Genomic DNA, 24796 nt, shown 5'->3' with positions numbered 1-24796 from the left:
CTCTCGTCGACCTCGCTGCCGTCAGACCGGTCAGTCGCGCGTCAGCTTGCGGTAGGTGACGCGGTGCGGCCGCGCGGCCTCCGGGCCGAGCCGCTCGACCTTGTTGGCCTCGTAGGACTCGAAGTTGCCCTCGAACCAGTACCACTTCGCCGGGTCGTCCTCGGTGCCCTCGTAGGCGAGGATGTGGGTCGCGATGCGGTCGAGGAACCAGCGGTCGTGGGTGATGACGACGGCGCAGCCCGGGAAGTCGAGCAGCGCGTTCTCGAGAGAACCGAGCGTCTCGACGTCGAGGTCGTTGGTGGGCTCGTCGAGCAGGAGCAGGTTGCCGCCCTGCTTGAGGGTGAGCGCGAGGTTGAGACGGTTGCGCTCGCCACCGGAAAGGACGCCCGAGAGCTTCTGCTGGTCAGGACCCTTGAAGCCGAACTGCGAGACGTAGGCCCGCGAGGGAATCTCGACGTTGCCGACCTTCATGTAGTCGAGGCCGTCGGACACGATCTCCCAGAGGTTCTTCTTCGGGTCGAGACCCTCACGCCCCTGGTCGACGTAGGAGATCTTGACAGTCTCACCGACCTTGACCTCGCCTGAGTCGGGCTGCTCGAAACCGACGATCGTCTTGAACAGCGTCGACTTGCCGACGCCGTTGGGGCCGATCACGCCGACGATGCCGTTGCGAGGCAGCGAGAACGACAGGTTGTCGATGAGGACGCGGTCGCCGAAGCCCTTCTTGAGGTTCTTGACCTCGATGACCGTGGAGCCGAGGCGCGGGCCCGGCGGGATCTGGAGCTCCTCGAAGTCGAGCTTGCGGGTGCGCTCGGCCTCGGCCGCCATCTCCTCGTAACGCGCGAGTCGGGCCTTGCTCTTGACCTGACGGCCCTTGGCGTTGCTGCGAACCCACTCGAGCTCGGTCTTGAGTCGCTTGGCGAGCTTCGCGTCCTTCTTGCCCTGGATCTGCAGGCGCTCGGACTTCTTCTCGAGGTAGGTCGAGTAGTTGCCCTCGTAGGGGTAGAGGCGGCCGCGGTCGACCTCGGCGATCCACTGCGCGACGTTGTCGAGGAAGTAGCGGTCGTGGGTGACGGCGATGACGGCGCCGGGGTAGGACTCGAGGTGCTGCTCGAGCCACAGCACCGACTCGGCGTCGAGGTGGTTGGTGGGCTCGTCGAGCAGCAGCAGGTCGGGCTTCTGCAGCAGCAGCTTGCACAGCGCCACACGGCGGCGCTCACCACCGGAGAGGTTGGTGACGGGCGAGTCGGCGGGCGGGCAGCGCAGGGCGTCCATCGCCTGCTCCAGCTGGCTGTCGAGGTCCCACGCGTCGGCGTGGTCGATGTCCTCCTGCAGCTTGCCCATCTCGAGGAGCAGCGCGTCGTAGTCGGCGTCGGGGTCGGCCATCTCGGCGGAGATCTCGTTGTAGCGGTCGAGCTTCGCCTTGATCTCGCCGGCGCCCTCCTCGACGTTGCCGAGGACGGTCTTCTCCTCGTTCAGCGGCGGCTCCTGCAACAGGATCCCGACACTGGCGCCCGGCGCCAGGCGAGCCTCGCCGTTGCTCGGCTGGTCGAGCCCCGCCATGATCTTGAGGATCGTGGACTTGCCGGCGCCGTTGGGGCCGACCATCCCGATCTTCGCGCCCGGGTAGAAGGACATCGAGACGTCGTCGAGGATGACTTTCTCGTTGTGTGCCTTGCGCGCACGGGTCATGGTGTAGATGTACTCGGCCATGCGCACACGCTATCTGTCTGAGCACGCGTGACCGAATCGGCGTCCGCCCCACGGGGACCCCGACGCAGATCCCGAGCCGCCGACGCGGGACGGCTGCCGGCTGCGGCGACGGAAGCGGACCGGTCGCCGCAGACCGGTGCCGTCGGAACGCCCCCGACGCCTCAGGCGGAGGCCCCGACGACCTCGTAGTCGTCCGTCTCGGGGTCTCCCGTCGCAAGGGTGCCGGCCTCGGGCTCGTAGTCGTCGTCGACGACACCGTCGGCATCGACATAGGCGGGTCGGTCAGCCGCCGACGACTCGGAGAGGGCGCGCAGCGACTCCTGAACCTCGGGGTCGGCGGTGCGGTCGTGACCCAGCGCGGCCGCGCGGCTGACCCGCTCGAAGCTGGCCCGACCCCACGAGAAGTCGTGCCCGATGTGATCGGCGTCGATCTGGGCTGCGTTGCGGGTGGTGCCGTCGTTGCCGATGTAGGTCCTGATCGCGAGCTTGCCCTCGACGAGCACGGGCTGGCCCTTGCGCAGCCCCCGTGTCGTGTTGGCCGCGAGCGCGTTGAATGCGATGACGTCGTAGAAACTCGTGTCACCGTCGACGAACTTGCCATCCGCGGTGCGGCGGTACGGGGTCGTCGCGACGCGGAACGTCGTGTAGGGCGAACCGTTGCGGGCGACGCGCTCGACAGGCTCGTCGACGACGTTGCCGTGCAGGGTGATGCGGATCTCGTTCATGCGTGGGCTCCTTGGCTGGTGCGTGACGGCCCGATGCCGCCTGGAGCCCACCCTCCGGGCAGTCTCGGGTGCTCGGACAGCCCACTCTTTTCCGCTGTGGACAGCCAGCCCCGGCGCCGAGGGGATGTGGACGACCCACTGCAAGCACGGCGGGTCGAGGTGACCGCTCGCGCCCCGGCGCGACGGCATACCTCGATCGACCGCGGGCTCAGCTGGGTCGAGGTGATTCCTCGCGGGCCAACGCGACGGCATACCTCGAACGCGGTCAGGGCGCGGTCAAGGGCGGTCACGAACGGGTCAGCCGACAGCGGTGTCGAGGTGCTCGCGCGTCTCGCGGTGGCGCATGAGCACCTCGTCGATCGGCACCAGGATGTGCTCGTCGGCCACGGCCGCGACCGACTCGGAGAGCCGCTTGCCGACGACGGCGCGTCGGTGCCTCGCCCCGACGCGCGCCCAGAACCGCGACAGCACCCCGAGCCCGAGGCCGAGCAGGACGCCTCCGATGAGCATCACCAGCGGTAGCGGCAGGATGCCGACCGTGGGGGTCTCGGGTCGCGGGAGCTGGAGCAGCGCGAAGCCCCACAGCACGGCGTACCAGACCAGGCCGGCCAGCGCGACGAGCCCCAGGACCCACTGAATGATGTTGACGGTGAACCACCAGACCGGCCTGCGGGCGCGCAGCGACGTGCCGATCACGGCACGGTCGAGCGCGTCGGTGAGGTTGCCCTCGCCGCGGTCGACGGCGTCCTCGACGGTCTGGGCCCAGCGCACCGGGAGCGACTGCGACGCATCGCGCACGAAGGCACGGGTCGCCACGTCGACGGCTGAGACCGTCGACACGCTCGGCGCTGGGATCGACGACCGCCCGAGCACCGCGCGCACGTCGGCGCCGTCGATCGCCACGGGAATCGGGGGCCGCCCGCCCGTGCGGTCGAGCCGGAGCCTGCGCAGCGGGTCGGCCGCGAAGCCCTTGGTCCAACGGGCGAAGAGCCAGCCGGTGTGCGCGAACGCCTCGCGACGGTAGTCGCGGGCGACGGCGTCGAGGACGATCGGCACGCCCGCGGCGCGGGCCAGCGACGTGTCGAGCTCGTCGCGCGGGATCGCGCCGACGTCGGCCTCGCCGTCTGCGACGCCGGGGCGCAACCGGACAGCCGCACCCACCACATCGGCCTTGAGCCGCTGTCGCGAGGCGGCATGTCCTGCAACGGCATTGGCCAACCGCTGCTTCAGCTCGGCGATGCCGTTGCCGGTGACCGTCGACGTGGCCAGGACCGTCGCGCCAGTGACACCGTCGGCGACGAGGAGGCGTGAGAGGTCCTTGCCCACCGTCTTGACACCCTCCCCCGTCAGCCGGTCGGACTGGTTGAGGACGGCGAGCGTCACGGCGTCGTGCTGCGACATGAGGCTGACGAACTCGTCGTGCAGGCGGGCGTCGGCGTACTTCTGCGGGTCGGTCACCCACACGAACACGTCGACGAGCTCGAGCACGCGCTCGGCCTCACGACGGTGCGACAGCTCACGCGAGTCGAAGTCGGGCAGGTCGAGCAGGACGAGCCCGTCGAGAGACCCGACCAGGTCCACCGCCGCCGGGGCCTTCACACGGCCCTTGCCTGAACCGCCACCCGACGGGACGCCGGCCGGGACACCCTTCGGGGCACCCGCCGGAACCGCGGTGTCGACGGCGTGCCGTGCGTCGACACCGAGCCAGTCGAGCAGCTCGGAGGCGTCGGCATCTCCCCAGATCCCGGCCGTCGGGCGCGAGGTCGTCGGCCGACGGGCGCCGATGGTCGCGACGTCCGCGCCCACGAGCGCGTTGAAGAGCGACGACTTGCCGCTGCCCGTGGCCCCGGCGAGCGCCACGACCGTGTGCTCGCCACCGATGCCGGAGCGCTCCACCGCCTTGTCGACGACGCGACGCGCTGCCTGCACCTGGGCGGGGTCGAGCTCGTCGGCACCGGACACGAGGGCCATGGACAGCTCGGTGGTGCGGGTGCCGAGCTCGGCGGCCGACACGCCCTTCACGGTGGCCCGCCCCATCCTGACCGGGCTCATCGGGCGTCCTTGACGGCGGCCGCGGCCGCAGCGAGGCGGTCGGTCTGGTCGGTGTCGACCTGCAACGTCGAGACAGCTCCTTCGTAACGGGCGAGCTCGACGGCATACAGCTCGTCGACGCGGGTAGTCAGCAGCTCTCGGGCCTTGCGGGCCAGCTCGCGCACGGCCTGGTCGCCGAAGACGGCCTCGAGCAGCTTCTGGCCGACGACGGCGGTGCCGCCGGCAATGCCGACCTCGGCGCCCGTGATGCCAGCCGTGCTCGCGAACGTGACGAGCATCAGCACGACCCCGAGACCGTTGACGCCGTAGGCCATGATGCGGGCGGTGGTGCGGCGGTCCTTGCCCTCGTCGCGGACCATCTGCAGGATGTCGCCCTGCCAGTCGCGCACGAGGCGCTGGATGCGGGTGTCGAGGTCGCTGCTCGACCGGGCCAGGCCCGGGTGGGCCACGATCAGCTGGTCGCCGCCCGGCAGCGTGCGCCAGACGCGCGCGATCGAGCTGGCGGCGAGCTCGCCGCGGTTGACGACGAGGGACTCGACCCCCGACTGGAGCGCCTCGCCCAGGTGGTCGGCGCGCGCCGGCTCACCCCGCAGGAACGAGGTGAAGCGGTCTCGCACACGCGACACGGTCGACTCGACCTGTCGGAAGAACTCACCCGTGCCGACGAACTCCTGCCAGCGCGCGAGCACCTCGCCGCGCAGCAGGGTGCCGTCGACCATCCCGTCGTGCACCTGCGTGCCTGCCTCCGCGTATGCCGCCTCGGCCGCTCCCATGAGCGTGCGGCCCGCCGCTGTCTGCTCCTTGGAGGCGGTGACGAGCGACTGGGCGCGCGCGTCGAGAGAGACCAAGGCTCCCTGCAGCGTCTGCCGCACGACGTCGGCCCGTGCCTGCGCGTCGCCCGCGAGCGCCGCGAGCCAGCCGCGCAGCCGCTGGGTCTGGTCGTCGGGCAGCAGGCCGTCGACGAGCTCGGACTCGACGACGGTGAAGATCGGAGCCTGGTCGAGGCCCTGCTCGCGCAGCATCCCGGCGAGGTGGGTGCGGATGTCGTCGACGGCGCCCGGAGGCACGCGGTCGAGGACCACCGCGACGGCGGTGCCGCGCTCGGACGCCTCGCGCAGCAGCTCCCACGGAACAGCGTCTGCATAGCGCGCGGCGGTGGTCACGAAGATCCAGAGGTCCGCGGCGGCGAGCAGCTGGGCCGCGAGGTCGCGGTTGGCCTCGACGACGCTGTCGATGTCGGGGGCGTCGAGCAGGGCGAGACCGGCGGCCACCTCGTCGGTCGGCACGAGCCGCACCGCGCCGGGACCGTCTGAGGCCGAGTGCCGCCCGGTGATGCGGGCCAGACCGGGGAGGATGCGGGGCCCGGAGAACCACGCCGCGTCAGAGGGGTGGTGGATGAGCACCGGGGAGCGGGTGGTCGGTCGCAGCACGCCGGGCAGGCTCACCTCGCGGCCCACGACGGAGTTGACGAGCGTCGACTTGCCGGCGCCGGTCGACCCACCCACGACGGCGAGCAACGGGGCGTCGAGCGAGGTCAGTCGCGGGATGACGTAGTCGTCGAGCTGGTCGAGCAGCCGGGTGCGCGCGAGCCGTGCAGCCGGGGCGCCCGGGAGGTCGAGCGGGAGGGTGGCGTCGGAGACGGCGGATCGCAGTGCCTGCACCGCCGAGAGGAGACGGGCATTGCCCACCCCTGTATCACCTGCCACGCCTGAATCCTTCCGTGTCGCGTCGGCACAACCAAACCCATCGGCGGGCGTGCCGTGAACACGTACCCAGTCGTGGCGCCAATCCTGGCGTGGGCGCCCCCGGCAGGACTCGAACCTGCGACCAAGAGATTAGAAGGCTCTTGCTCTATCCGCTGAGCTACGGGGGCGATCGCCCGAAGCGGGCGCGGTCCAATGATAGGCACCGGCGTCGACGCCCTGACCGACCGCCCGGCTCAGGTGACGGGCGACCCGATGAAGTCGCGGCGGTGGGCCGTGATCGCCTCGAGCAGCACCATCTCGCGCTCCGACGCGCCGTCCTCGGCCGTGCCGTGGACCAGCCGCGAACGGAGCAGCGCCAGGTCGCTCGCGCTGTCCTGGAAGGCGTCCATCGACTTCTTCGCCGCGCGACCGCCGTTGCGCCGCGCCCAGGTCCGCGCCGACCGACGCAGGCGCAGCTGCGACAGCATCGTCACCTCGGCGTGCGTCAGCCACCCGGCGTCGGCGTACGGCGACAGGTAGCGACCGATGAGACGACCCTCACGACGGCGGAGCCAGAACAGGAAGGCGACGAAGGCCAGGAACAGCGGCACCTGGTAGGTCACGTAGGCCTCGAAGAAACCGTCCATGCCGGCGAGCGCCGAGAGGTTCCAGAGGCCGTGGAGGATCATCGCGCAGACCCAGCCGGCGACGACGGCCAGGACGCGGACGAGCGGACGGCGCGCCGACACCGCGATGCCGATGCCGATGCCGGTCAGCGACGTGAAGAGCGGGTGGCCGAACGGCCCCATCAGGCCACGCACCAGGAAGGTCGAGGTGAGGCCCTCGTCGCCGTACTCGTTGTAGGCCTGCCCCAGGTAGAGGATGTTCTCGCTGAAGGCGAAGCCGGCACCGATGAGGCCGGCGTAGACGATGCCGTCGATGATGCCGTCGAACTCGCGCCGACGCAGCAGGTAGATCAGCAGGATGCCGAGCCCCTTCAGGGTCTCCTCGGTGACGGGCGCGAGGTAGACCGCGCCGGTCTGGAGCGGGTCGGTCCAGCTGGCCTCGACGAGCAGCTTGAGACCGAACGTGTTGAGGAAGAACGCCCCCACGACGGCGACGAGCGCACCCCAGAGGAACGAGAACACTTGGTAGCGAACGGGTTCGGCTTCGTAGCGGTCGAGCCAGAGGAACGTGGGGACGATGATGAGGAGCGGGATGATCGCCATCAGGGCCGACGTGACGATGGTCTGCGCGCTGAGCCGCTCGCCGAGGATGCCGAGGAGGATCAGCAGGCAGACGAGGAAGGCCGAGGCCGAGACGCCGATGGTGAGGGCGGTTCGGAGCATCGGCCGCCGGGTCGGGTTGCGCACCGGGCTCCACTGCTGCGCCTGGCCGCCCGGGCCATCGCCGGGATGCTGGGTCGTCACGTCCCCTGAGGTCATGCAGGCAGGCTAGTGCAGGCGGTTGCGTGCCGACCGTCCGTGCGCCGGGCCCGTCGCGCGCGAACAACTATGGTGGTCCGGTGAGCGACACCAACCACCGAGCCATCGCCGACCGGATCATCTGGATCGACTGCGAGATGACGGGCCTATCGCTGAAGTCGGACGCCCTCGTGGAGGTGGCCGCTCTCGTCACCGACTTCGAGCTGAACCAGCTCGGTGACGGCATCGACGTCGTCGTGAAGCCGCCGGAAGAGGCGCTGGAGCAGATGGACGACTTCGTCCGCGACATGCACACGGCCTCTGGCCTCATCACCGAGCTCGACTCGGGCGTGACCCTCCAGGAAGCCGAGCACATCGTCCTCGACTACATCCGCACGTTCGTGCCCGAGCCGCGCAAGGCGCCGCTGGGTGGCAACACGGTCGCCACCGATCGCGGCTTCCTCTCGCGCGACATGCCGGTGCTCGAGTCCTACCTGCACTACCGCATCATCGACGTCAGCTCGATCAAGGAGCTGTCACGTCGCTGGTACCCCCGCGTCTACTTCAACGCGCCGAAGAAGTCGGGCGGCCACCGCGCCCTCGCCGACATCCGCGAGTCGATCGCCGAGCTGCGCTACTACCGCCAGGCCGTCTTCGTGCCGCAGCCCGGCCCCGACTCGGCCACGGCGAAGGCGCTCGCCTCTCCGCACGTGATCGAGCACTGACCGAGCGGGCACTGACCGAGCCAGCACTGACCACGCGACGCGGCTGACGGCATACGCAGGCTGCTTGCGTATGCCGCCGGGCTGAGTCAGTGGGGGCGCCGGCGCGCCGACGTGGGGTGGTCACGAGCACCCGTCGGGAGCCTGTACGATTGTCGACGCAGTCCCACGACGCCGAGCCCCCGGGCCCGGCTCGTGCTGTGCATGGTGGGTGTAGCTCAGCTGGTAGAGCACCTGGTTGTGGTCCAGGTGGCCGCGGGTTCAAGTCCCGTCACTCACCCCATGGTCCCCGCTCGCGCGGGGCGTGTCTGTGGCCCGTGCCCCCTCCGGAGGGGGCGCGGGCCACAGTGCTTTCGTCAGCCGACGGCACTGAGCCGGCGTCGTCGGGCCAGCAAGGCACCGTCCCTGTCACGTTCGCCCGTCCACGAGATCTGCCCAGCATCGATCGAAGGGCCCCGCACCGTGGTGCAGGGCCCCTCGGGCGTCGTCACGCGAGTCGCGCCCGGTCCGCGTCGACGCCTCAGCGGCCGCACAGGCGACGCATCGTCGCCACGTGGCCGCGGATCATGATGTTGATGTCGGCACGTCGGTGGGCGGCCTCGGCCGGGTCGCCCGACATCGTCGTCAGGGCGACCCGGTAGGCGGCGAGGTCGTCGGCCAGGTTCTGGGCCGCCTCCCGCACGTCGTCCGACCTCGTCGCACGTGCCACGGCCGCGGCCCTGCCCCGGGCGGCGTGCACCGAGGCTGCCGTGCCGGAGGCCGACGTCGCGCCGGCCGCGTCCGCCGCGAGGCCGGTCATGGAGGTGCACTCCGCGGGTGACGGGCCGGACGAGCTGACCCGGGACGCGACGGCGGCGGGTTCGGGTGCCGTGCCGCCGGTGGCCCCGCCGGCGACGACCGCGGAACCCCCCGCGACACCCAGGGCGATGACGGCCGCGACGACTGGCCCGAGACGGCCGATGGTGGATGACCGGTTCATGGTGTGACCTGGCTCGGTGTTGGGGGCTGGTACTCGAAGGCGCCGCGGTCGTCGAAGGCGCGCGGTCCGATGCCGGTGTTCACGGTGGCCGGGTCGTCGACGCGCGGCCGACCGCCCGCGTCGGTGGTGAGCTCGCCCGGGGCGCCGGAGTCTGCGGAGTCGACGGCGGGCGAGCCGGCCCGGAGCGTGAAGTCGCCTCCGGCCGGGTTGGCCAGCCGCGGGTCGGCCTGGAGGCCGCGCAGCTCCTCGCCGCTCGCGGTCCGGAAGGCAGCCATCGACGTGTAGGACGTCGAGCCCCACACCATCATGGTGCCGGCGGTGCTGAGGCTGACGAGGTCGGAGTCGACGTTCGTGCCGAGCTGTGAGGTCGAGTCGACCCGGATGTTGCCCCTCGTCCGCGGGCACTTGACGGTGCCGCCGACGCCGTCGGGGCACCCGATGGCGTTGTCGACGGCGACGTTGTTCGCGATGGTGAACCCGGTCGACGTCCCCGAGGCGACGCCCTCGAGGTTGATGCCGGAGCTGACGTTGTCGTAGACGGTGTTTCCCACGACCGAGCTTCCTGTCACGCCGAAGTCGTCGATGCCGTGGTCGCCCGTGATGCAGCCGCCCGTGTTGCCGGTCGGCGGTGGGCTGCAGTTGGACAGGGCCGCGGTGGTGAAACCCATGTTGTGGTAGCTGACGTTGCCGACGATGGTGTTGCTGTCACCACCCGGGTAGGACTGGATGCCGGAGTCCTCGTTGTCGTGGACCCGGTTGCCACTGATGACGTTCCCCGGTGCGCGCAGGTCGATCCCCACGGCGTTGCGCACGTACCCGTAGGCGTTCCACGAGCTCTCGTTGCCGGTGACCTGGTTGCCGGTGGACCCGTTGGTGAGGAAGATCCCGGACGCCGAGTTGTCCGTGACGAGGTTGCCGCTCACGACCGAGCCGGTCATCGAGTTGAGGTACATCCCGTATGCCGTCGCGCCCGACACACGCTGACCCGAGGTGCGCACCGTGTTGCCCGACAACGTCACGCCGGTGGCGTTGAAGACGTAGATGCCGTTGCTCGTCGAGGCCTGGATCGTGAAGCCGGACACCGTGATCCAGCTCTGGTTGGAGATCGTGAATCCGTGCTTGGCCCCGGAGATCGTCACCGATGCACCGGTCGCGGGACGGAACACGATGGGCGACCCCGAGATGCCCGAGTGCCAGGGGAACACCTCGTCGGTGTAGGTGCCCGAGGCCACGAGCACCGTCTGGCCTGCGACGGCCACCTTGGCGGCCTTCGCGATGGTGCAGAACGGCACCGTCGCGGTGCCCGACCCCGTGTCCGAGCACCCGGACCCACCGACGTAGAGCGTGGTCACTGCTCCGCCCGCGGCCCCCAGCGGCACCGACGCCAGCCCCAGCGCGGCGACGGCGACGCACGCAGCAAGTCCCGCGCTGCGTCTGGGTGATGGTCCCTGTCCGAACGCCCCTGACCGTGTCATCGGCGGATCCTCGTGTCTCTCGCGTCCTGCTCCCTGACCTTCCAGTGTGCGGAGGAGAGACCACCCCGTCCTCGCGCGGGCGCCTGAGAGCGGCCTACGTCGAATGGTGTAACCCCCCGACGACATCGGACAGCGAGCGATCCCCCGGCCCAGCGGCACGGTGTCACCGTTGCGCAGGACCGTCATGCCGCTCGCGGCGATGCGCAGCAACTGCTCGCGCCGTGCCTCGTCGGTCGGGGTCGGGACGTCGTGGCTCCAGGCCCTGGGCGCGTCGAGCGCTCCCACCCGGTCGGCGAGCCGGAGCAGCCGCCGCACGTGCTCGTCGACGGCCCGCTCCCCCTTGACGATGCCGGCGTTGATCAGCACTTTGAATCGCTTCATTCGGTTGCCTCCAACGGCAGGTCCTCACCACCCCCTGTCAACAAGTTCCCGCGCCTTCTCCGAAATCATGCTCAGCCGGGTCCCGTTCGAGCCAAGCAGGCGGAGCTGAAGGCTTGACCACCCCACCGCCCTGCGCTTTACTCATCACCAGACTTCTGAAACGCTTCATTTAATCGGATGACGGCTCACACGGATCGGGACCACCATGACGAACTTCAGCGACATCTCGAGCGAGCTCGAACGGCAGGCGATCGAGCTGCCCTCCTGGGCCTTCGGCAACTCCGGCACGCGGTTCAAGGTGTTCAGCAGCGAGGGGACGCCGCGCTCGGTCGAGGAGAAGTTCGCGGATGCCGCGCAGGTGCACGCCCTCACCGGGCTGGCCCCCTCCGTCGCCCTGCACATCCCGTGGGACCGGGTCGACGACTACGACAAGCTCTCTCGCGTCGCGGAGGACCTCGGCGTCCGCCTGGGCACCATCAACTCCAACACGTTCCAGGACGACGACTACAAGCTCGGCAGCCTGACCCACGTCGACGACCGCATCCGCGCCAAGGCCGTCGCCCACCACCTCGAGTGCATCGACATCATGGACGTCACGGGCAGCCGAGACCTCAAGATCTGGTTGGCCGACGGCACGAACTACCCCGGCCAGGGCGACCTGCGAGCCCGGCAGGACCGGCTCGGCGACAGCCTCCGGCAGATCTACGAGCGCCTCGGCGACCACCAGCGACTCGTCCTCGAGTACAAGTTCTTCGAGCCGGCCTTCTACGCCACCGACGTGCCCGACTGGGGCACGTCGCTGCTGCACTGCCTCGCCCTCGGCGACCGGGCCAAGGTCTGCCTCGACACCGGGCACCACGCCCCCGGGACGAACATCGAGTTCATCGTCATGCAGCTGCTGCGCGCCGGCCGCCTCGGGTCGTTCGACTTCAACTCCCGGTTCTACGCCGACGACGACCTCATCGTCGGGGCGGCCGACCCGTTCCAGCTCTTCCGCATCCTCTTCGAGGTGATCAGGGGCGGCGGCTACGACGAGGACAGCGGCGTCGCCTTCATGCTCGACCAGTGCCACAACGTCGAGGACAAGATCCCCGGCCAGATCCGCTCGGTGCTCAACGTCCAGGAGATGACGGCCCGCGCCCTGCTCGTCGACCGTGCCGCCCTGGCCGACGCCGAGCGTGACGGTGACGTGCTCGGCGGCAACGGCGTCCTCATGGACGCCTTCTACACCGACGTGCGCGCCGACCTCGCGCAGTGGCGCGGCGACCGCGGGCTCCCCGCCGACCCCATGGCCGCGTACGCCGCCAGCGGCTACCACGACCAGATCGCCGCCGACCGTGTCGGCGGCACGCAGGCCGGCTGGGGTGCCTGAGCCGAGCACCTCTCGCCGAAAACCCAGAGACACCAGACCAACCGAGCCACTGAGGAAGACATCGAGATGACCAACACCGCCGTTGCCGAGCTGCTCGCCCGATCGAACCGGCTGGGGGCCGACCCCCGGAACACCAACTACGCCGGGGGCAACACCTCCGCCAAGGGCGCCGAGACCGACCCCGTCACCGGCGAGCCGGTCGAGCTGCTCTGGGTCAAGGGCTCGGGCGGCGACCTCGGCACGCTCACCGAGCCTGGCCTCGCCGTGCTCCGGCTCGACCGCCTGCGCAGCCTCGTCGACGTGTTCCCCGGTGTGGACCGCGAGGACGAGATGGTGGCCGCCTTCGACTACTGCCTCCATGGCAAGGGCGGCGCCGCCCCCTCGATCGACACCGCGATGCACGGTCTCGTCGACGCGGTCCACGTCGACCACCTCCACCCCGACAGCGGCATCGCCATCGCGACCGCGAAGGACGGCGAGCAGCTGACCAAGGAGATCTTTGGCGAGAAGGTCGTCTGGGTGCCGTGGCGCCGCCCCGGCTTCCAGCTGGGCCTCGACATCGCTGCCATCAAGGCGGCCAACCCCCAGGCCGTCGGCACCATCCTCGGCGGTCACGGCATCACCGCGTGGGGCGAGACGAGCGAGGAGGCGGAGGCCAGCTCGAGGTGGATCATCGAGACCGCGCAGGCCTACCTCGACGAGCACGGCAGCGCAGAGCCCTTCGGCGCCGAGGTGCCCGCGTATGCCGCCCTCCCGCCCGCCGAGCGCCGTGCCAAGGCGGCCGCCCTGGCCCCCCACATCCGGGCCGTCGCCTCGCAGGACCGGACCATGGTCGGCCACTTCACCGACGCCGACGTCGTGCTCGAGTTCCTCGCGAGCGAGAAGCTGTCGGCCCTCGCGGAGCTCGGCACGTCGTGCCCCGACCACTTCCTGCGCACCAAGGTCAAGCCACTCGTCGTCGACCTGCCGAGCGGCGCCACGGTGGACGAGGTCATCGCCCGCCTGCCCGAGCTGCACGCGGCCTACCGCGACGACTACCAGGGCTACTACGACCGCAACGCCACCCCCGACTCCCCCGCCATCCGCGGCGCCGACCCGGCCATCGTGCTCGTGCCGGGCGTCGGGATGTTCTCCTACGGCAAGGACAAGCAGACCGCGCGGGTCGCCGGCGAGTTCTACGTCAACGCCATCAACGTCATGCGCGGCGCAGAGTCCGTCTCGACCTACGCGCCGATCGACGAGAGCGAGAAGTTCCGCATCGAGTACTGGGCCCTCGAGGAGGCCAAGCTCCAGCGGATGCCCAAGCCGCGCAGCCACGCCGGTCGGATCGCCCTCGTCACCGGTGCCGCCGGCGGCATCGGCAAGGCGATCGCGACCCGCCTCGCCGCCGAAGGGGCCTGCGTGGTGATCGCCGACCTCGACCTGTCCAAGGCGCAGGACGCCGCGGCCGAGATCAGCGGGGCCAAGGGCGCCGACGTCGCCGTGGGCGTGCAGGCGGACGTCACCGACGCGGCCCAGGTGCAGGCTGCGGTCGACGCGGCCGTGCTCGCCTTCGGCGGCCTCGACCTGCTCGTCAACAACGCCGGGCTGTCCATCAGCAAGCCGCTGCTCGACACGACCGAGGCCGACTGGGACCTGCAGCACGACGTCATGGCCAAGGGCAGCTTCCTCATGGCGCAGGCTGCGGCGCGGGCGATGATCGCCCAGAGGCTGGGCGGCGACATCCTCTACATCTCGAGCAAGAACTCCGTGTTCGCCGGCCCCAACAACATCGCCTACAGCGCGGTCAAGGCCGACCAGGCCCACCAGGTCAGGCTGCTCGCGGCCGAGCTGGGCGAGCACGGCGTTCGCGTCAACGGCATCAACCCCGATGGCGTGGTGCGTGGCAGCGGCATCTTCGCCGGCGGCTGGGGCGCCAAGCGCGCCGCCGTCTACGGGGTGCCCGAGGAGGAGCTCGGTGCCTACTACGCCAAGCGCACCCTGCTCGGCCGCGAGGTGCTGCCCGAGCACGTCGCGAACGCCGCCGCGGTGCTGACGTCCGACGAGCTGAGCCACACGACCGGCCTGCACGTCCCCGTCGACGCCGGCGTCGCCGCCGCGTTCCTGCGCTGACGTCATGGCTCCGCGCGTCTTCGGCGCCGTCGACATCGGCGCCTCCGGCGGTCGGGTGATGGCCGGCGTCGTCGACGGCGCGCGGACCACCCTGCACACGCTGCACCGCTTCCCCAACGGACCGGTACAGCGTGACGGCCACCTCCGCTGGGACCTGACCCGCCTGTGGTCCGAGGTGCTCACGGGACTGCGCCTCCTCGCCCGCGACTTCCCCGAGACCGAGTCCGTCGGCGTCGACACGTGGGCTGTCGACTACGCCCTGCTCGACGTCGACGGCGCCCTGCTCGGTGAGCCGGTCTCCTACCGTGACGGACGCTCGGGGCCAGCCGTCGAACGCGTGCACCGACGCGTCCCACGCCAGGAGCTGTATGCCGTCAACGGCCTGCAGTTCCTGCCGTTCACCACCGTCTACCAGCTGGAGGCTGAGAAGTCGGCGGGCCTGTGGGACAAGGCCGCCCACATCGCACTCTTGCCCGACTGGCTCACCTTCCAGCTCACGGGAGAGCTGCGCACCGAGGCCACCAACGCCTCGACCACCGGGCTGCTCGACGCGCGCACCGGGGACTGGGCCAAGGACCTGCTCGACCGGCTCGAGATCCCGGCCGACCGCCTGCCCCCGCTCGTCACCCCCGGTGAGGTCGTCGGCCCGCTGACGAGCACCGCCCTCGAGCAGACCGGGCTGCGACCCGGGACCCTCGTCACGGCAGTCGGCTCGCACGACACCGCCTCCGCTGTCGTGGCTGTGCCGGCCACGACGACCCGGCTCGCGTACGTCTCCAGCGGCACGTGGTCGCTCGCGGGGCTCGAGCTCGACGCTCCGGTCATCACGCAGGACAGCCGCGCGGCCAACTTCACCAACGAGGGCGGGGTCGACGGGCGCACCAGGTTCCTGCGCAACGTGGGCGGGCTCTGGTTGCTCCAGGAGTCGATGCGAGCCTGGACCGAGCGGGGGCTCGGCCACGACCTGGAGACGCTGCTCGACAGGGCCGAGCGCCTACCTGCCGGCGGACCCGTCATCGACGTCGACGACGACGCGTTCATCCCGCCGGGTCAGATGCCCGAACGCATCGCGGCCGCCGCCGACGCACTCGGTGGACCCGGGGCACACGGAGCTCCCGGAGCGCTGCCCGACCCTGCTCACACGGTGCGGTGCATCCTCGACTCGCTCGCGACGGCATACGCGAGGACGACCCAGCGCGCGACGGAGCTCTCGGGAGCTGCCGTGGACGTCATCCACGTCGTGGGCGGGGGCTCGCGCAACCGGCTGCTCTGCCAGGTGACGGCCGACCTGACCGGCGTGCCGGTCGTGGCCGGCCCTGTCGAGGCGACCGCCCTCGGCAACGTCCTCGTGCAGGCGCGGGCCCTCGGCGCGGCTCCCTCCACCCTCGAGGAGATCCGGGCCGACCTCGCGGCCACGCAGCCACTGCGTCTGCACCGTCCCTCGTGAACCGGGTGCGGCGCGGAACCGTCCCGGCGCGATACGTTTCAGCGACGAGAGGAGGCCCCATGGCAAGGGTGAGCATCAAGGACGTCGCGGCACGGGCGGGAGTCTCCCTCGGCACCGTCTCCAACGTGCTCAACCGGCCGTCCGCGGTGCGCGCCGCCACCCGCGCCAAGGTCGAGTCGGCCATCGCCGAGCTGGGCTTCGTGCCCAACGCCTCGGCAAGGCAGCTGGCGGCCGGGCGTTCACGCACCATCGCCTACGTCGTGCTAGACGCCACCAACCCCTTCTTCACCGACGTCGCGCGTGGCATCGAGGAGGTCGCCAAGGCCGAGGGGCTCGCGCTCTTCATCTGCAACAGCGACCAGGACGCCGACCGCGAGGACCAGTACCTCGCGCAGCTCACCGAGCTCCGCGCCCGAGGGGTCCTCATCACGGCGATGGACTACGCCAACCCCCGCCTCCAGCGCCTCCGCGACACCGGCGTGCCCGTGGTCCTCGTCGACCGGGCGCCCGAGCAGGGCACGACCGAGTGGTGCACGGTGGGGGTCGACGACGTCGCGGGTGGCGAGCTGGCGATCACCCACCTCGTCGAGGCGGGTCACACACGCCTCGCCTTCGTCGGCGGCCCGGCCGACATCCCGCAGGTGCGCGACCGACAGGCCGGCGCCGCGGCGGCGACGGCGGCCGCGGGCCTGCCCGAGAAGGCCCTGACCCTCATCCGCACCTCGGGCCTGACCATCGCCGAAGGACGCCGAGCGGGTGAGCGCCTCCTCGGGCTGCCGCGTCGCAGCCGCCCCACCGGTGTCTTCTGCGCCAACGACCTGCTGGCCCTGGGGCTGCTGCAGCACCTCACCCAGCACGGCATCGCGGTGCCCGACGACATCGCCATCGTCGGCTACGACGACATCGAGTTCGCTTCTGCCGCAGCGGTGCCGCTCACCTCCGTCGCCCAGCCCCGCCACCTTCTCGGCAGCACGGCTGCCCGCCTGCTCGCCGACGAGGCGGATCGCGGCAGCCAGCACGAGCACCAGCACGTCGTCTTCCCACCCGAGCTCATCGCGCGCGCGTCGACCGCCGTGCCCGCGAGCGCGAGGCGCGCATGAAGGTCGCGCTGTTCGTCACGTGCCTCGGCGACGTCCTGTTTCCCGACGTCGCCCGTGCGACCGTGACCGTCCTCGAGCGGCTCGGCCACGAGGTCGACTTCCCCGTGGCCCAGACGTGCTGCGGCCAGATGCACACCAACACCGGCTACCAGCACGACGCGGTGGATCTGGTGCGCCACCACGTCGACGTGTTCGAGCAGGCCCTCGCCCGGGGCTGCGAGGCGATCGTCGCGCCGTCGGGTTCGTGCGTGGGGTCGGTGCGCCACCAGCACGCTGCGGTCGCCCGGCGGGGCGGTGACGAGGCGCTGGCCGCCAGGGCCGAGGCGGTCGCGGCCCGCACCTTCGAGCTGTCCGAGCTGCTCGTCGACGTGCTCGGGGTCACCGACGTCGGCGCGTCCTACCCGCACCGGGTCACCTACCACCCGACGTGCCACTCGCTGCGCCTCCTCGGTGTGGGTGACCGGCCGCTCCGGCTCCTCCGAGCGGTGCGCGGCATCGACCTCGTCGAGCTCTCGGCCGCCGACGTGTGCTGCGGCTTCGGCGGCACGTTCTCGGTGAAGAACGCCGACACCTCGACCGCCATGCTCGCCGACAAGATGTCGGCGGTGCTCGCGACCGACGCCGAGGTCGTCACGGCCGGCGACGCGTCGTGCCTCATGCACATCGGGGGCGGCCTCTCGCGCCTGCGCACCGGGGTGCGTCCGGTCCACCTCGCCGAGATCCTCGCGAGCGCACCGTGAGCACCTTCCTGGGTATGCCGCAGGGCCGGGTCCCCGGGCCACCCGCCGACACGGCGGTGGGCCAGCTCACCGGCGACCGGCCGTTCCCGACTGCGGCACGCGAAGCGCTCGGCAACACGCAGCTGCGCCGCAACCTGGCGCACGCCACGTCGACGATCCGGGCGAAGCGCGCCGCCGTCGTCGGCGAGGTGCCCGACTGGGAGGCCCTGCGCGAGGCCGGCTCGGCGATCAAGGCCGACACCATGGCCCGGCTGCCCGAGCTGCTCGAAGAGCTCGAGGCGAACGTCACCGCGCGGGGCGGCACCGTGCACTGGGCCCGTGACGCGGCGGAGGCCAACCGCATCGTCGTCGCCCTCGTCAAGGCCACCGGTGAGTCCGAGGTCGTCAAGGTCAAGTCGATGGCCACGCAGGAGATCGGGCTCAACGAGGCGTTGGAGGAGGCCGGCGTCACCGCGCACGAGACCGATCTAGCCGAGCTCATCGTGCAGCTCGGCCACGACCGCCCCAGCCACATCCTCGTGCCCGCCATCCACCGCGGACGGTCCGAGATCCGCGAGATCTTCGCGCGCGAGATGCCCGACGTCGACCCCGGCCTCACCGATGAGCCGGCCGTGCTCGCCGCGGCGGCCCGCAGGCACCTGCGCGAGGTGTTCCTCCGTGCGCGCGTCGCCGTCTCCGGCGCCAACTTCGGGGTGGCCGAGACCGGCACGCTGACGGTCGTCGAGTCCGAGGGCAACGGCCGCATGTGCCTCACGCTGCCCGAGACGCTCATCACCGTGATGGGCATCGAGAAGGTCGTGCCGACCTGGCGTGACCTCGAGGTCTTCCTCCAGCTGCTCCCCCGCAGCTCGACCGGCGAGCGGATGAACCCCTACACCTCGACCTGGGCCGGCGTCACGCCCGGCGACGGGCCGCAGCAGTTCCACCTCGTCCTGCTCGACAACGGTCGCACCCGGGCACTGGCCGACGACCTCGGACGCACGGCCCTGCACTGCATCAGGTGCTCGGCCTGCCTCAACGTGTGTCCCGTCTACGAGCGCACCGGCGGGCACGCGTACGGCTCGGTCTACCCCGGCCCCATCGGTGCGGTGCTCACCCCCTTCCTCACGGGCGTGACCGGGGGGACCGACCCCAACGACTCGCTCCCGTACGCCTCCAGCCTGTGCGGCGCCTGCTACGACGTCTGCCCGGTCAAGATCAACATCCCCGACCTGCTCGTCCAGCTGCGCGCCGAGCACACCGAGGCCCACGCTGCGAAGCACCGCCTCCCGACGGCTGAGGCCGCGGCGATGAAGGCCGCCGCCTGGGTGATGGCCGACCCGAAGCGCTTCGCCCGGGCCGGGCGGGCGGCGACAAACGGGCGACACGGCATACGGCAGGGCAAGCCGGTGCTGCCGCTGCCGCCTCCCCTCAACGGGTGGACCGGTTCACGGGACCTGCCGAGCGTGCCCAGCGAGACCTTCCGCGACTGGTGGACGCGGACGCGAGGTGACCGGTCGTGAGCGCACGCGAAGAGATGCTTGCGCGCATCCGGCAGGCGCGCGGCGACGTGAGCGGAGCGACGACCGTGCCCCGCAGCTACCGCACCAGCGGCGAGCACGCTCCGGGCTCCGACGCCGTCGTCGCCGAGCTCGTCGACCGGCTCGAGGACTACCGGGCCACCGTCGTCCGCGCGGCCGGCGACGACACCGCCATCGGCGCCGCCGTCGCCTCGGCCCTGGCCGAGCGCGGCATCCGCGAGGTGATGAGACCACCGGGCGCCCCCGAGGCCTGGGCGGCCGCGGTTGACGTGGCACGCACCGACGACGGCACGGGCGGCGCCCGAGAGCTCGACGCCGTGCCCGCCGTCGTCACGGGCTGCGTCGTGGCGGTCTCCGGGACGGGCACGATAGCCCTCGACGGCACCCCGCTCTGCGGCCGGCGTGCCCTGACGCTCGTGCCCGACACGCACGTCTGTGTCGTACGCGTGCAGGACGTCGTGCAGACCGTGCCCGAAGGGCTGGCCCGGCTCGACCCGACCCGGCCGACGACCTTGGTCAGCGGACCGTCCGCCACGAGCGACATCGAGCTGAGCCGGGTCGAGGGCGTCCACGGGCCGCGCACCCTCATCGTCGTCGTGGCCGGCTGAGGCCCACACCGGCGCGTGCCCGACAATGGGTGCATGCTCATGGGAAGCAAGAAGGCCCAGCGGATCACCGTCGGCATCGTCATCGGCGTCATCGTCGTCAGCCTGGCGCTGTCGCTGATCTCGACCGCGAGTGCGACGCCGTGAGGCATCTGGCGCGCTCGGGCTGCCTCGCGGAACAGCGAATCCGCCCGTCGGCTGGGGCTGTCCGCCCGGCCCGCTTGCTCTCCTCAAGGGCCCAGCGTCTCGATTTTGTACCCGCCGGGGGCGACTGCTAACGTTTCCCCTCGTTGCGCCGTTAGCTCAATTGGCAGAGCAAGTGACTCTTAATCACTGGGTTCGGGGTTCGAGTCCCTGACGGCGCACTCTTCATGCGGGTAGAGCCCGGTCCACACGGACCGGGCTCTACTCGTGTGCCCGGAACTGCTCACTCCAGGCACCGGGCGACCTGTGACCCGGAGCCGACAGGTCGTGTCCCCATCAGGGTCTCCCACGAACCTGCCACGGCGCCCGCAGGAGCAGTGGCGTCGTCCGATACTGAGTACGGTCCAGTGACGACGTGCTGCGCGGATCCAGGGAGAGCCACGAGATGAGACCGCTCCGATACTCCATCAACGTCACCCTCGACGGCTGCTGCCACCACGAGGCCGGGCTGCCCCCCGACGACGACTCGATGCGCTACTGGACCGCTGAGATCGAACGCGCCGATGCCCTGCTGTTCGGTCGGGTGACCTACGAGATGATGGAGTCGGCGTGGCGACGGCCGGCCACGGGCGCGTGGCCCGACTGGATGGGTGAGCGGGAGACCCAGTTCGCAGAGGCCATCGACACGGCAAGGAAGCATGTCGTGTCGAGCACGCTGGGCGCGGTCGACTGGAACGCCGAGCTGGTGCGAGGCGACGTCGGGCAGATGGTCCAACGGCTCAAGCAGGAGCCGGGCGAGGGCCTGTTCGTGGGCGGGGTGACGCTCCCCCTGGCGCTGGCGGATCAGGGGCTGATCGACGAGTACGTGTTCGTCGTGCAGCCGGTCCTGGCCGGGCACGGGCCGACCCTGCTCGCCGGTCTTCGCGAACGCATCCAGCTCGAGCTCGTCGATCGCCAGGATTTCCGGTCGGGGGCGTTCGCCGTGCGATACCAGCCCGCGCGTACCAGCTGAGCTGAGATCCGCGCTCGAGCCCGAGCTGTCCGGGCGCCGGAACACGAGCCGTCGGCCGGTCCTGTCAGCGTTCAAGGACGTGCGTTCACGCCCTCGCGCGTGCCGGTCGACCTCTCACGCAGTCGTTGCCCTAGGGTTGGCCGGCGACCGGGGTGCGGCCACGTGCACGGGCGCCGCGGACCAGACCAACCGATGACCGTGATCGCGGTCGGAAGGGCAGCCAAGAGCTCCGATGGTCAACGTCATGCTTGCCGGTGGCATCTCGATGGCAGTGGCACTGCTCTTCACGAAGCCCTTCATCGCCTTCCTCGTGCGACGTCGCTACGGCCAGTTCATCCGCGACGACCTCACCCATCACCACGTCAAGCGGGGCAAGCCCACCATGGGCGGTGCAGTCATCATCGCTGCGGCCTTCGTCGGCTACTTCGGCTCACACGCGGCCGTGCTGGCGTTGAGCTCCATGGGACTGCTCAAAGTCATCCACAACGGCATCTCGATCAACGCCTCCCTCGTGCTCTTCCTGCTCGCCGGCCTCGGCGTCGTCGGTTTCCTCGACGACTACACGAAGATCCGGAAGGAACGCAGCCTCGGCCTCACGGGCAGGCAGAAGCTCATCGGCCAGACGATCGTCACGGTCGTGTTCGCGCTAGGTGCCCTGTTGTTGACCGATGAGCACGGACTCTCCCCCGCGTCGACCGCGATCTCCTTCGTCAGGGACACGCCCGTGAACCTCGCGTTCGCCGGTCCCGTCGTCGCAGTTCTGCTGTTCATCGCATGGGCGAACGTGCTCATCGCCGGAGCGTCGAACGGGGTCAACATCACCGACGGCCTCGACGGCCTCGCTCCAGGTGCCTCGGTCATGGTGTTCGGGGCCTACACGCTGATCGCCATGTGGCAGTACAACCAGGGCTGCGCCGTCGCGCCCGGGCCCAACTGCTACGCCGTGCCTGGCGCGCTCGACCTGGCCGTCGTCTCCTGCGCGATCGGCGGCGCCTGCTTCGGCTTCCTGTGGTGGAACACCTCACCGGCCGAGATCATCATGGGCGACACCGGTTCGCTGTCGCTGGGCGCCGCCCTGGCGGGGATGGCCATCCTCACCCGCACCCAGCTGCTGCTGGTCGTGCTCGGTGGCCTCTTCGTCATCGTCACGGCATCGGTCATCATCCAGGTGGTCAGCTTCAAGCTCACCGGCAAGCGCGTCTTCCGGATCGCACCGCTGCACCACCACTTCGAGATGGTCGGATGGTCCGAGGTCACCATCGTGGCCCGTTTCTGGATCGTCGCCGGCATCTGCATCACGGCAGGCCTGGCGCTGTTCTACGGCGAGTGGGTCTCGAGTCGGTAGGACGCCGAGTCCGAGCGGCAGACGGCGTTTCAGCGTCCTGAGGTGGGCCTCTTTGGAGATGGAGGACCGTTCGGTCCCGTTTCCGCGAAGGAGTCCGACATGCCCGGTTGGTACGTCCACCTCGAGGCGGCGCACGACACCGCCCCCAACCTCCGCGACTGGAGCGACCCTTCGCCTCGGGCTAGCCTGAGTTGAACGCGCAACTGCCGTCCGCCCGTCGACGCCGACTCCAGGATCCGAGGCACCCGTGACCGAGATCGACCTGACCGCCATCGAGGCCGAGCGCGAGCGCATCCGCGCCTCCTACCTCGAGCCCGCCGAGCGACGGCCGGGGTCGAGCGCCCGCGGCCTGCACCACTTCGCCGTCGTCGCTCGCGACGTCGAGGAGACCGTCAGGTTCTACCAGGGAGTGCTCGAGTTCCCCCTGACCGAGATCTTCGAGAACCGCGACTACCGGGGCTCGAACCACTTCTTCTTCGACATCGGCAACGGCAACCTGCTGGCGTTCTTCGACTTCCCGGGCCTCGACGTCGGGCCGTACGCGGAGGTGCTCGGCGGACTGCACCACATCGCCATCTCCGTGGAGCCGGACACCTGGACGCGATTGCGCGGACGGCTCGACGAGGCCGGCGTCGAGTACCTCGAGGAGAGCGGGTCGTCCCTCTACTTCCGCGACCCCAACGGTGCACGCCTCGAGCTCATCGCCGACCCGCTCGGCGAGATGTACGGCAGCAAGGTCCTGTGACCTGGTCGGAGCCGACGGCCTACAGGTAGAGGCCGGTCTGTCCCGGGTCGACGCGCTGGGCGGCCACGGCGTGGATGTCACGCTCAGGCAGCAGCACGTAGTCGGTGCCCTGCAGCTCCACCTCGGCCCGCTCCTCGGGGTCGAAGAGGACGCGGTCGCCGAGCTGCACCTGGCGCACGTTGGGCCCGGTGGCCACGACCTCCGCCCAGGCGAGCCGCTTGCCGACGGACGCGGTGGCGGGGATGAGGATGCCGCCTCCCGAGCGCCGGTCACCCTCCTTCTCGAGCGAGACGAGCACGCGGTCGTGCAACATCCGCACCGGCAGTTCCTGAGCCGTCGTGGCGGAGTCCTTCTTGCCCATGGTGACCTGCGGGTGCCTGGTCGTTTCCCGGTGACCGGGCGGTCGCGCCCGCTCAGCCCCGCCGGCGGCGGAGCAGCCCGACGGCGACGACCACCACGACGGCCGCGGCCACGACCGCGCCGATGCGCTCGATGCGAAGGTCGCCGTCCTCGGTGTGGGTGGCCGAGGCGAGGCGCAGCTTCAGGCCCTGCAGCTGGCGCTCGGCGATGACCTGTGGCTGCGCCCGGTAGGCCAGCTCGTTGACGGTGCCCTCGAGGCGCGCGCGGGCGGCCCGGATGTCCTGCTCGATACGTGCGGTGTCGGTCATCTGGCTTCCTTTCGGGACGGTGCGACTCTAGTGGGCGAGGCCGAGGTCGCGACGGAGCTTGGCCACGTGACCGGTCGCCTTGACGTTGTAGAACGCGTGGCTGACCTTGCCCTCCTCGTCGACGACGAAGGTGGACCGGATGACGCCCTCGACGGTCTTGCCGTAGAGCTTCTTCTCACCCCAGGCGCCGTACGCGTTGTGGACCGAGAGGTCCTCGTCGCTCAGCAGCGGGATGGTGAGGTGGTCGCGCTCGCGGAACTTGGCGAGTTTCGCCGGCTTGTCCTTGGAGATGCCGACGACCTCGTAGCCGTCCTTCTTGAGCGAGTCGAGCGACTCGCTGAAGTCGCACGCCTGCTTGGTGCAGCCGGGGGTCATCGCCGCCGGGTAGAAGTAGACGATGACCTTGCGCCCGGCGAAGTCGCCCAGGGCGACCGTGCCGCCGGCGTCGTCGGGAAGGTCGAAGGCCGGTGCCTGCTCGCCGGGCTCGAGTCTTGACGTCACTGGGGCTCCTCCTGGTCGGAACGTGCCGGTGCGACCGCGGACCGCGGTCCCGACGCGCACGAATCTCGCGCTGGACGAATGGCTTTCACGAAGCGTATCGGTAGGTCACGTACCCGCCCCGGGCGCTCCCCCGGCCCTCAGGCCGACACATCGACCTCATCTCGGTGCGGACGGCGGGACTCGAACCCGCACACCTGAGGCACAGGAACCTAAATCCTGCGTGTCTACCAGTTCCACCACGTCCGCTCGCTGCTGCGCCGCCCACTGTAGTTGTCCCGGGCCCCGTCCCGGACGTCCTGTCCTCCTCGGGCCGGCGGCTAGCCTGCAGG

The 24796-nt window shown here is 70.6% G+C and carries 21 protein-coding genes and 4 tRNA genes; 13 read left to right on the top strand and 12 right to left on the bottom strand.

Annotated elements, in window-relative coordinates:
* Positions 1 to 30: 30 nt before the first annotated feature.
* The 6 genes from ettA to AB4091_RS18240 all read right to left on the bottom strand — a co-directional run bounded on the left by ettA (position 31) and on the right by AB4091_RS18240 (position 7620).
* On the bottom strand, positions 31 to 1713 hold the full coding sequence (ettA, locus tag AB4091_RS18265; RefSeq protein WP_442293622.1) for an energy-dependent translational throttle protein EttA: 1683 nt from the start codon (positions 1711 to 1713) through the stop codon (positions 31 to 33).
* A 161-nt stretch (positions 1714 to 1874) separates the two neighbouring features.
* The gene (locus AB4091_RS18260; RefSeq protein ID WP_442293620.1) at positions 1875 to 2438 is read right to left on the bottom strand and encodes a single-stranded DNA-binding protein; all 564 of its coding nucleotides are present in this window, start codon (positions 2436 to 2438) and stop codon (positions 1875 to 1877) included.
* A 297-nt stretch (positions 2439 to 2735) separates the two neighbouring features.
* Complete coding sequence (locus AB4091_RS18255; RefSeq protein WP_442293618.1) at positions 2736 to 4490, bottom strand: GTPase; 1755 nt, start codon at positions 4488 to 4490, stop codon at positions 2736 to 2738.
* On the bottom strand, positions 4487 to 6196 hold the full coding sequence (locus AB4091_RS18250; RefSeq protein WP_442293616.1) for a dynamin family protein: 1710 nt from the start codon (positions 6194 to 6196) through the stop codon (positions 4487 to 4489). Before AB4091_RS18250 ends, AB4091_RS18255 begins: the two co-directional genes overlap by 4 nt.
* Before the next feature lie 94 nt (positions 6197 to 6290).
* Positions 6291 to 6363, bottom strand: a tRNA-Arg gene (locus tag AB4091_RS18245).
* 66 nt (positions 6364 to 6429) lie between these two features.
* The gene (locus AB4091_RS18240; RefSeq protein ID WP_442293614.1) at positions 6430 to 7620 is read right to left on the bottom strand and encodes a PrsW family intramembrane metalloprotease; all 1191 of its coding nucleotides are present in this window, start codon (positions 7618 to 7620) and stop codon (positions 6430 to 6432) included.
* 80 nt (positions 7621 to 7700) lie between these two features.
* On the opposite strand from AB4091_RS18240, the gene orn reads away from it, so the two are divergent.
* Together orn and AB4091_RS18230 are read left to right on the top strand one after the other, a co-directional pair.
* The gene (gene orn, locus AB4091_RS18235; RefSeq protein WP_442293612.1) at positions 7701 to 8324 is read left to right on the top strand and encodes an oligoribonuclease; all 624 of its coding nucleotides are present in this window, start codon (positions 7701 to 7703) and stop codon (positions 8322 to 8324) included.
* 204 nt (positions 8325 to 8528) lie between these two features.
* A tRNA-His gene (locus AB4091_RS18230) sits at positions 8529 to 8604 on the top strand.
* Between the two features lie 237 nt (positions 8605 to 8841).
* On the opposite strand, the gene AB4091_RS18225 is transcribed toward AB4091_RS18230, so the two are convergent.
* Positions 8842 to 9300: a hypothetical protein gene (locus AB4091_RS18225; RefSeq protein ID WP_442293610.1), complete on the bottom strand. Its 459-nt coding sequence runs from the start codon at positions 9298 to 9300 to the stop codon at positions 8842 to 8844.
* Entirely contained in the window at positions 9297 to 11156 is a 1860-nt protein-coding gene (locus AB4091_RS18220) for a right-handed parallel beta-helix repeat-containing protein (RefSeq protein ID WP_442293608.1), read from the bottom strand. Before AB4091_RS18220 ends, AB4091_RS18225 begins: the two co-directional genes overlap by 4 nt.
* A 205-nt stretch (positions 11157 to 11361) precedes the next feature.
* Here AB4091_RS18220 and rhaI point away from each other — a divergent pair, with 205 nt between their 5' ends.
* The 11 genes from rhaI (at position 11362) to AB4091_RS18165 (ending at position 23298) form a co-directional block, all read left to right on the top strand.
* The gene (gene rhaI / locus AB4091_RS18215) at positions 11362 to 12528 is read left to right on the top strand and encodes an L-rhamnose isomerase (RefSeq protein ID WP_442293606.1); all 1167 of its coding nucleotides are present in this window, start codon (positions 11362 to 11364) and stop codon (positions 12526 to 12528) included.
* A 66-nt stretch (positions 12529 to 12594) separates the two neighbouring features.
* Complete coding sequence (locus AB4091_RS18210; protein ID WP_442293604.1) at positions 12595 to 14640, top strand: bifunctional aldolase/short-chain dehydrogenase; 2046 nt, start codon at positions 12595 to 12597, stop codon at positions 14638 to 14640.
* A 4-nt stretch (positions 14641 to 14644) separates the two neighbouring features.
* On the top strand, positions 14645 to 16087 hold the full coding sequence (locus tag AB4091_RS18205; RefSeq protein ID WP_442293602.1) for a rhamnulokinase: 1443 nt from the start codon (positions 14645 to 14647) through the stop codon (positions 16085 to 16087).
* Between the two features lie 59 nt (positions 16088 to 16146).
* Positions 16147 to 17187 carry a LacI family DNA-binding transcriptional regulator gene (locus AB4091_RS18200; RefSeq protein ID WP_442293600.1) on the top strand — a complete coding sequence of 347 codons (1041 nt, stop codon included), beginning with the start codon at positions 16147 to 16149 and terminating at the stop codon, positions 17185 to 17187.
* On the top strand, positions 17184 to 17927 hold the full coding sequence (locus tag AB4091_RS18195) for a (Fe-S)-binding protein (protein ID WP_442293598.1): 744 nt from the start codon (positions 17184 to 17186) through the stop codon (positions 17925 to 17927). The genes AB4091_RS18200 and AB4091_RS18195 overlap by 4 nt, the downstream gene beginning before the upstream one ends.
* 14 nt (positions 17928 to 17941) lie before the next feature.
* Positions 17942 to 19429: a lactate utilization protein B gene (locus AB4091_RS18190; RefSeq protein WP_442294090.1), complete on the top strand. Its 1488-nt coding sequence runs from the start codon at positions 17942 to 17944 to the stop codon at positions 19427 to 19429.
* Complete coding sequence (locus tag AB4091_RS18185; protein ID WP_442293596.1) at positions 19426 to 20055, top strand: LutC/YkgG family protein; 630 nt, start codon at positions 19426 to 19428, stop codon at positions 20053 to 20055. Before AB4091_RS18190 ends, AB4091_RS18185 begins: the two co-directional genes overlap by 4 nt.
* A 289-nt stretch (positions 20056 to 20344) precedes the next feature.
* A tRNA-Lys gene (locus AB4091_RS18180) sits at positions 20345 to 20417 on the top strand.
* A 224-nt stretch (positions 20418 to 20641) separates the two neighbouring features.
* Positions 20642 to 21208 (top strand): dihydrofolate reductase family protein, encoded by a 567-nt coding sequence (locus AB4091_RS18175; RefSeq protein ID WP_442293594.1) that lies wholly within the window; start codon positions 20642 to 20644, stop codon positions 21206 to 21208.
* Between the two features lie 232 nt (positions 21209 to 21440).
* Complete coding sequence (mraY, locus tag AB4091_RS18170) at positions 21441 to 22553, top strand: phospho-N-acetylmuramoyl-pentapeptide-transferase (RefSeq protein WP_442293592.1); 1113 nt, start codon at positions 21441 to 21443, stop codon at positions 22551 to 22553.
* A 247-nt stretch (positions 22554 to 22800) separates the two neighbouring features.
* Entirely contained in the window at positions 22801 to 23298 is a 498-nt protein-coding gene (locus AB4091_RS18165; RefSeq protein WP_442293590.1) for a VOC family protein, read from the top strand.
* Between the two features lie 19 nt (positions 23299 to 23317).
* Here the strand turns inward: AB4091_RS18165 and AB4091_RS18160 are convergent, their stop codons facing one another.
* The 4 genes from AB4091_RS18160 to AB4091_RS18145 form a co-directional block, all read right to left on the bottom strand.
* The gene (locus AB4091_RS18160; protein WP_442293588.1) at positions 23318 to 23659 is read right to left on the bottom strand and encodes a GroES family chaperonin; all 342 of its coding nucleotides are present in this window, start codon (positions 23657 to 23659) and stop codon (positions 23318 to 23320) included.
* 52 nt (positions 23660 to 23711) lie between these two features.
* Positions 23712 to 23966: a DUF3618 domain-containing protein gene (locus tag AB4091_RS18155; RefSeq protein WP_442293586.1), complete on the bottom strand. Its 255-nt coding sequence runs from the start codon at positions 23964 to 23966 to the stop codon at positions 23712 to 23714.
* Between the two features lie 27 nt (positions 23967 to 23993).
* Positions 23994 to 24467 (bottom strand): thioredoxin-dependent thiol peroxidase, encoded by a 474-nt coding sequence (bcp, locus tag AB4091_RS18150; protein WP_442293584.1) that lies wholly within the window; start codon positions 24465 to 24467, stop codon positions 23994 to 23996.
* A gap of 165 nt (positions 24468 to 24632) precedes the next feature.
* A tRNA-Leu gene (locus AB4091_RS18145) sits at positions 24633 to 24713 on the bottom strand.
* Positions 24714 to 24796: the final 83 nt, after the last annotated feature.

The sequence above is a fragment of the Terrabacter sp. 2RAF25 genome (assembly GCF_052115265.1).
GTDB lineage: Bacteria > Actinomycetota > Actinomycetes > Actinomycetales > Dermatophilaceae > Terrabacter.
This window is presented reverse-complemented; position numbering and strand designations above follow the sequence as displayed.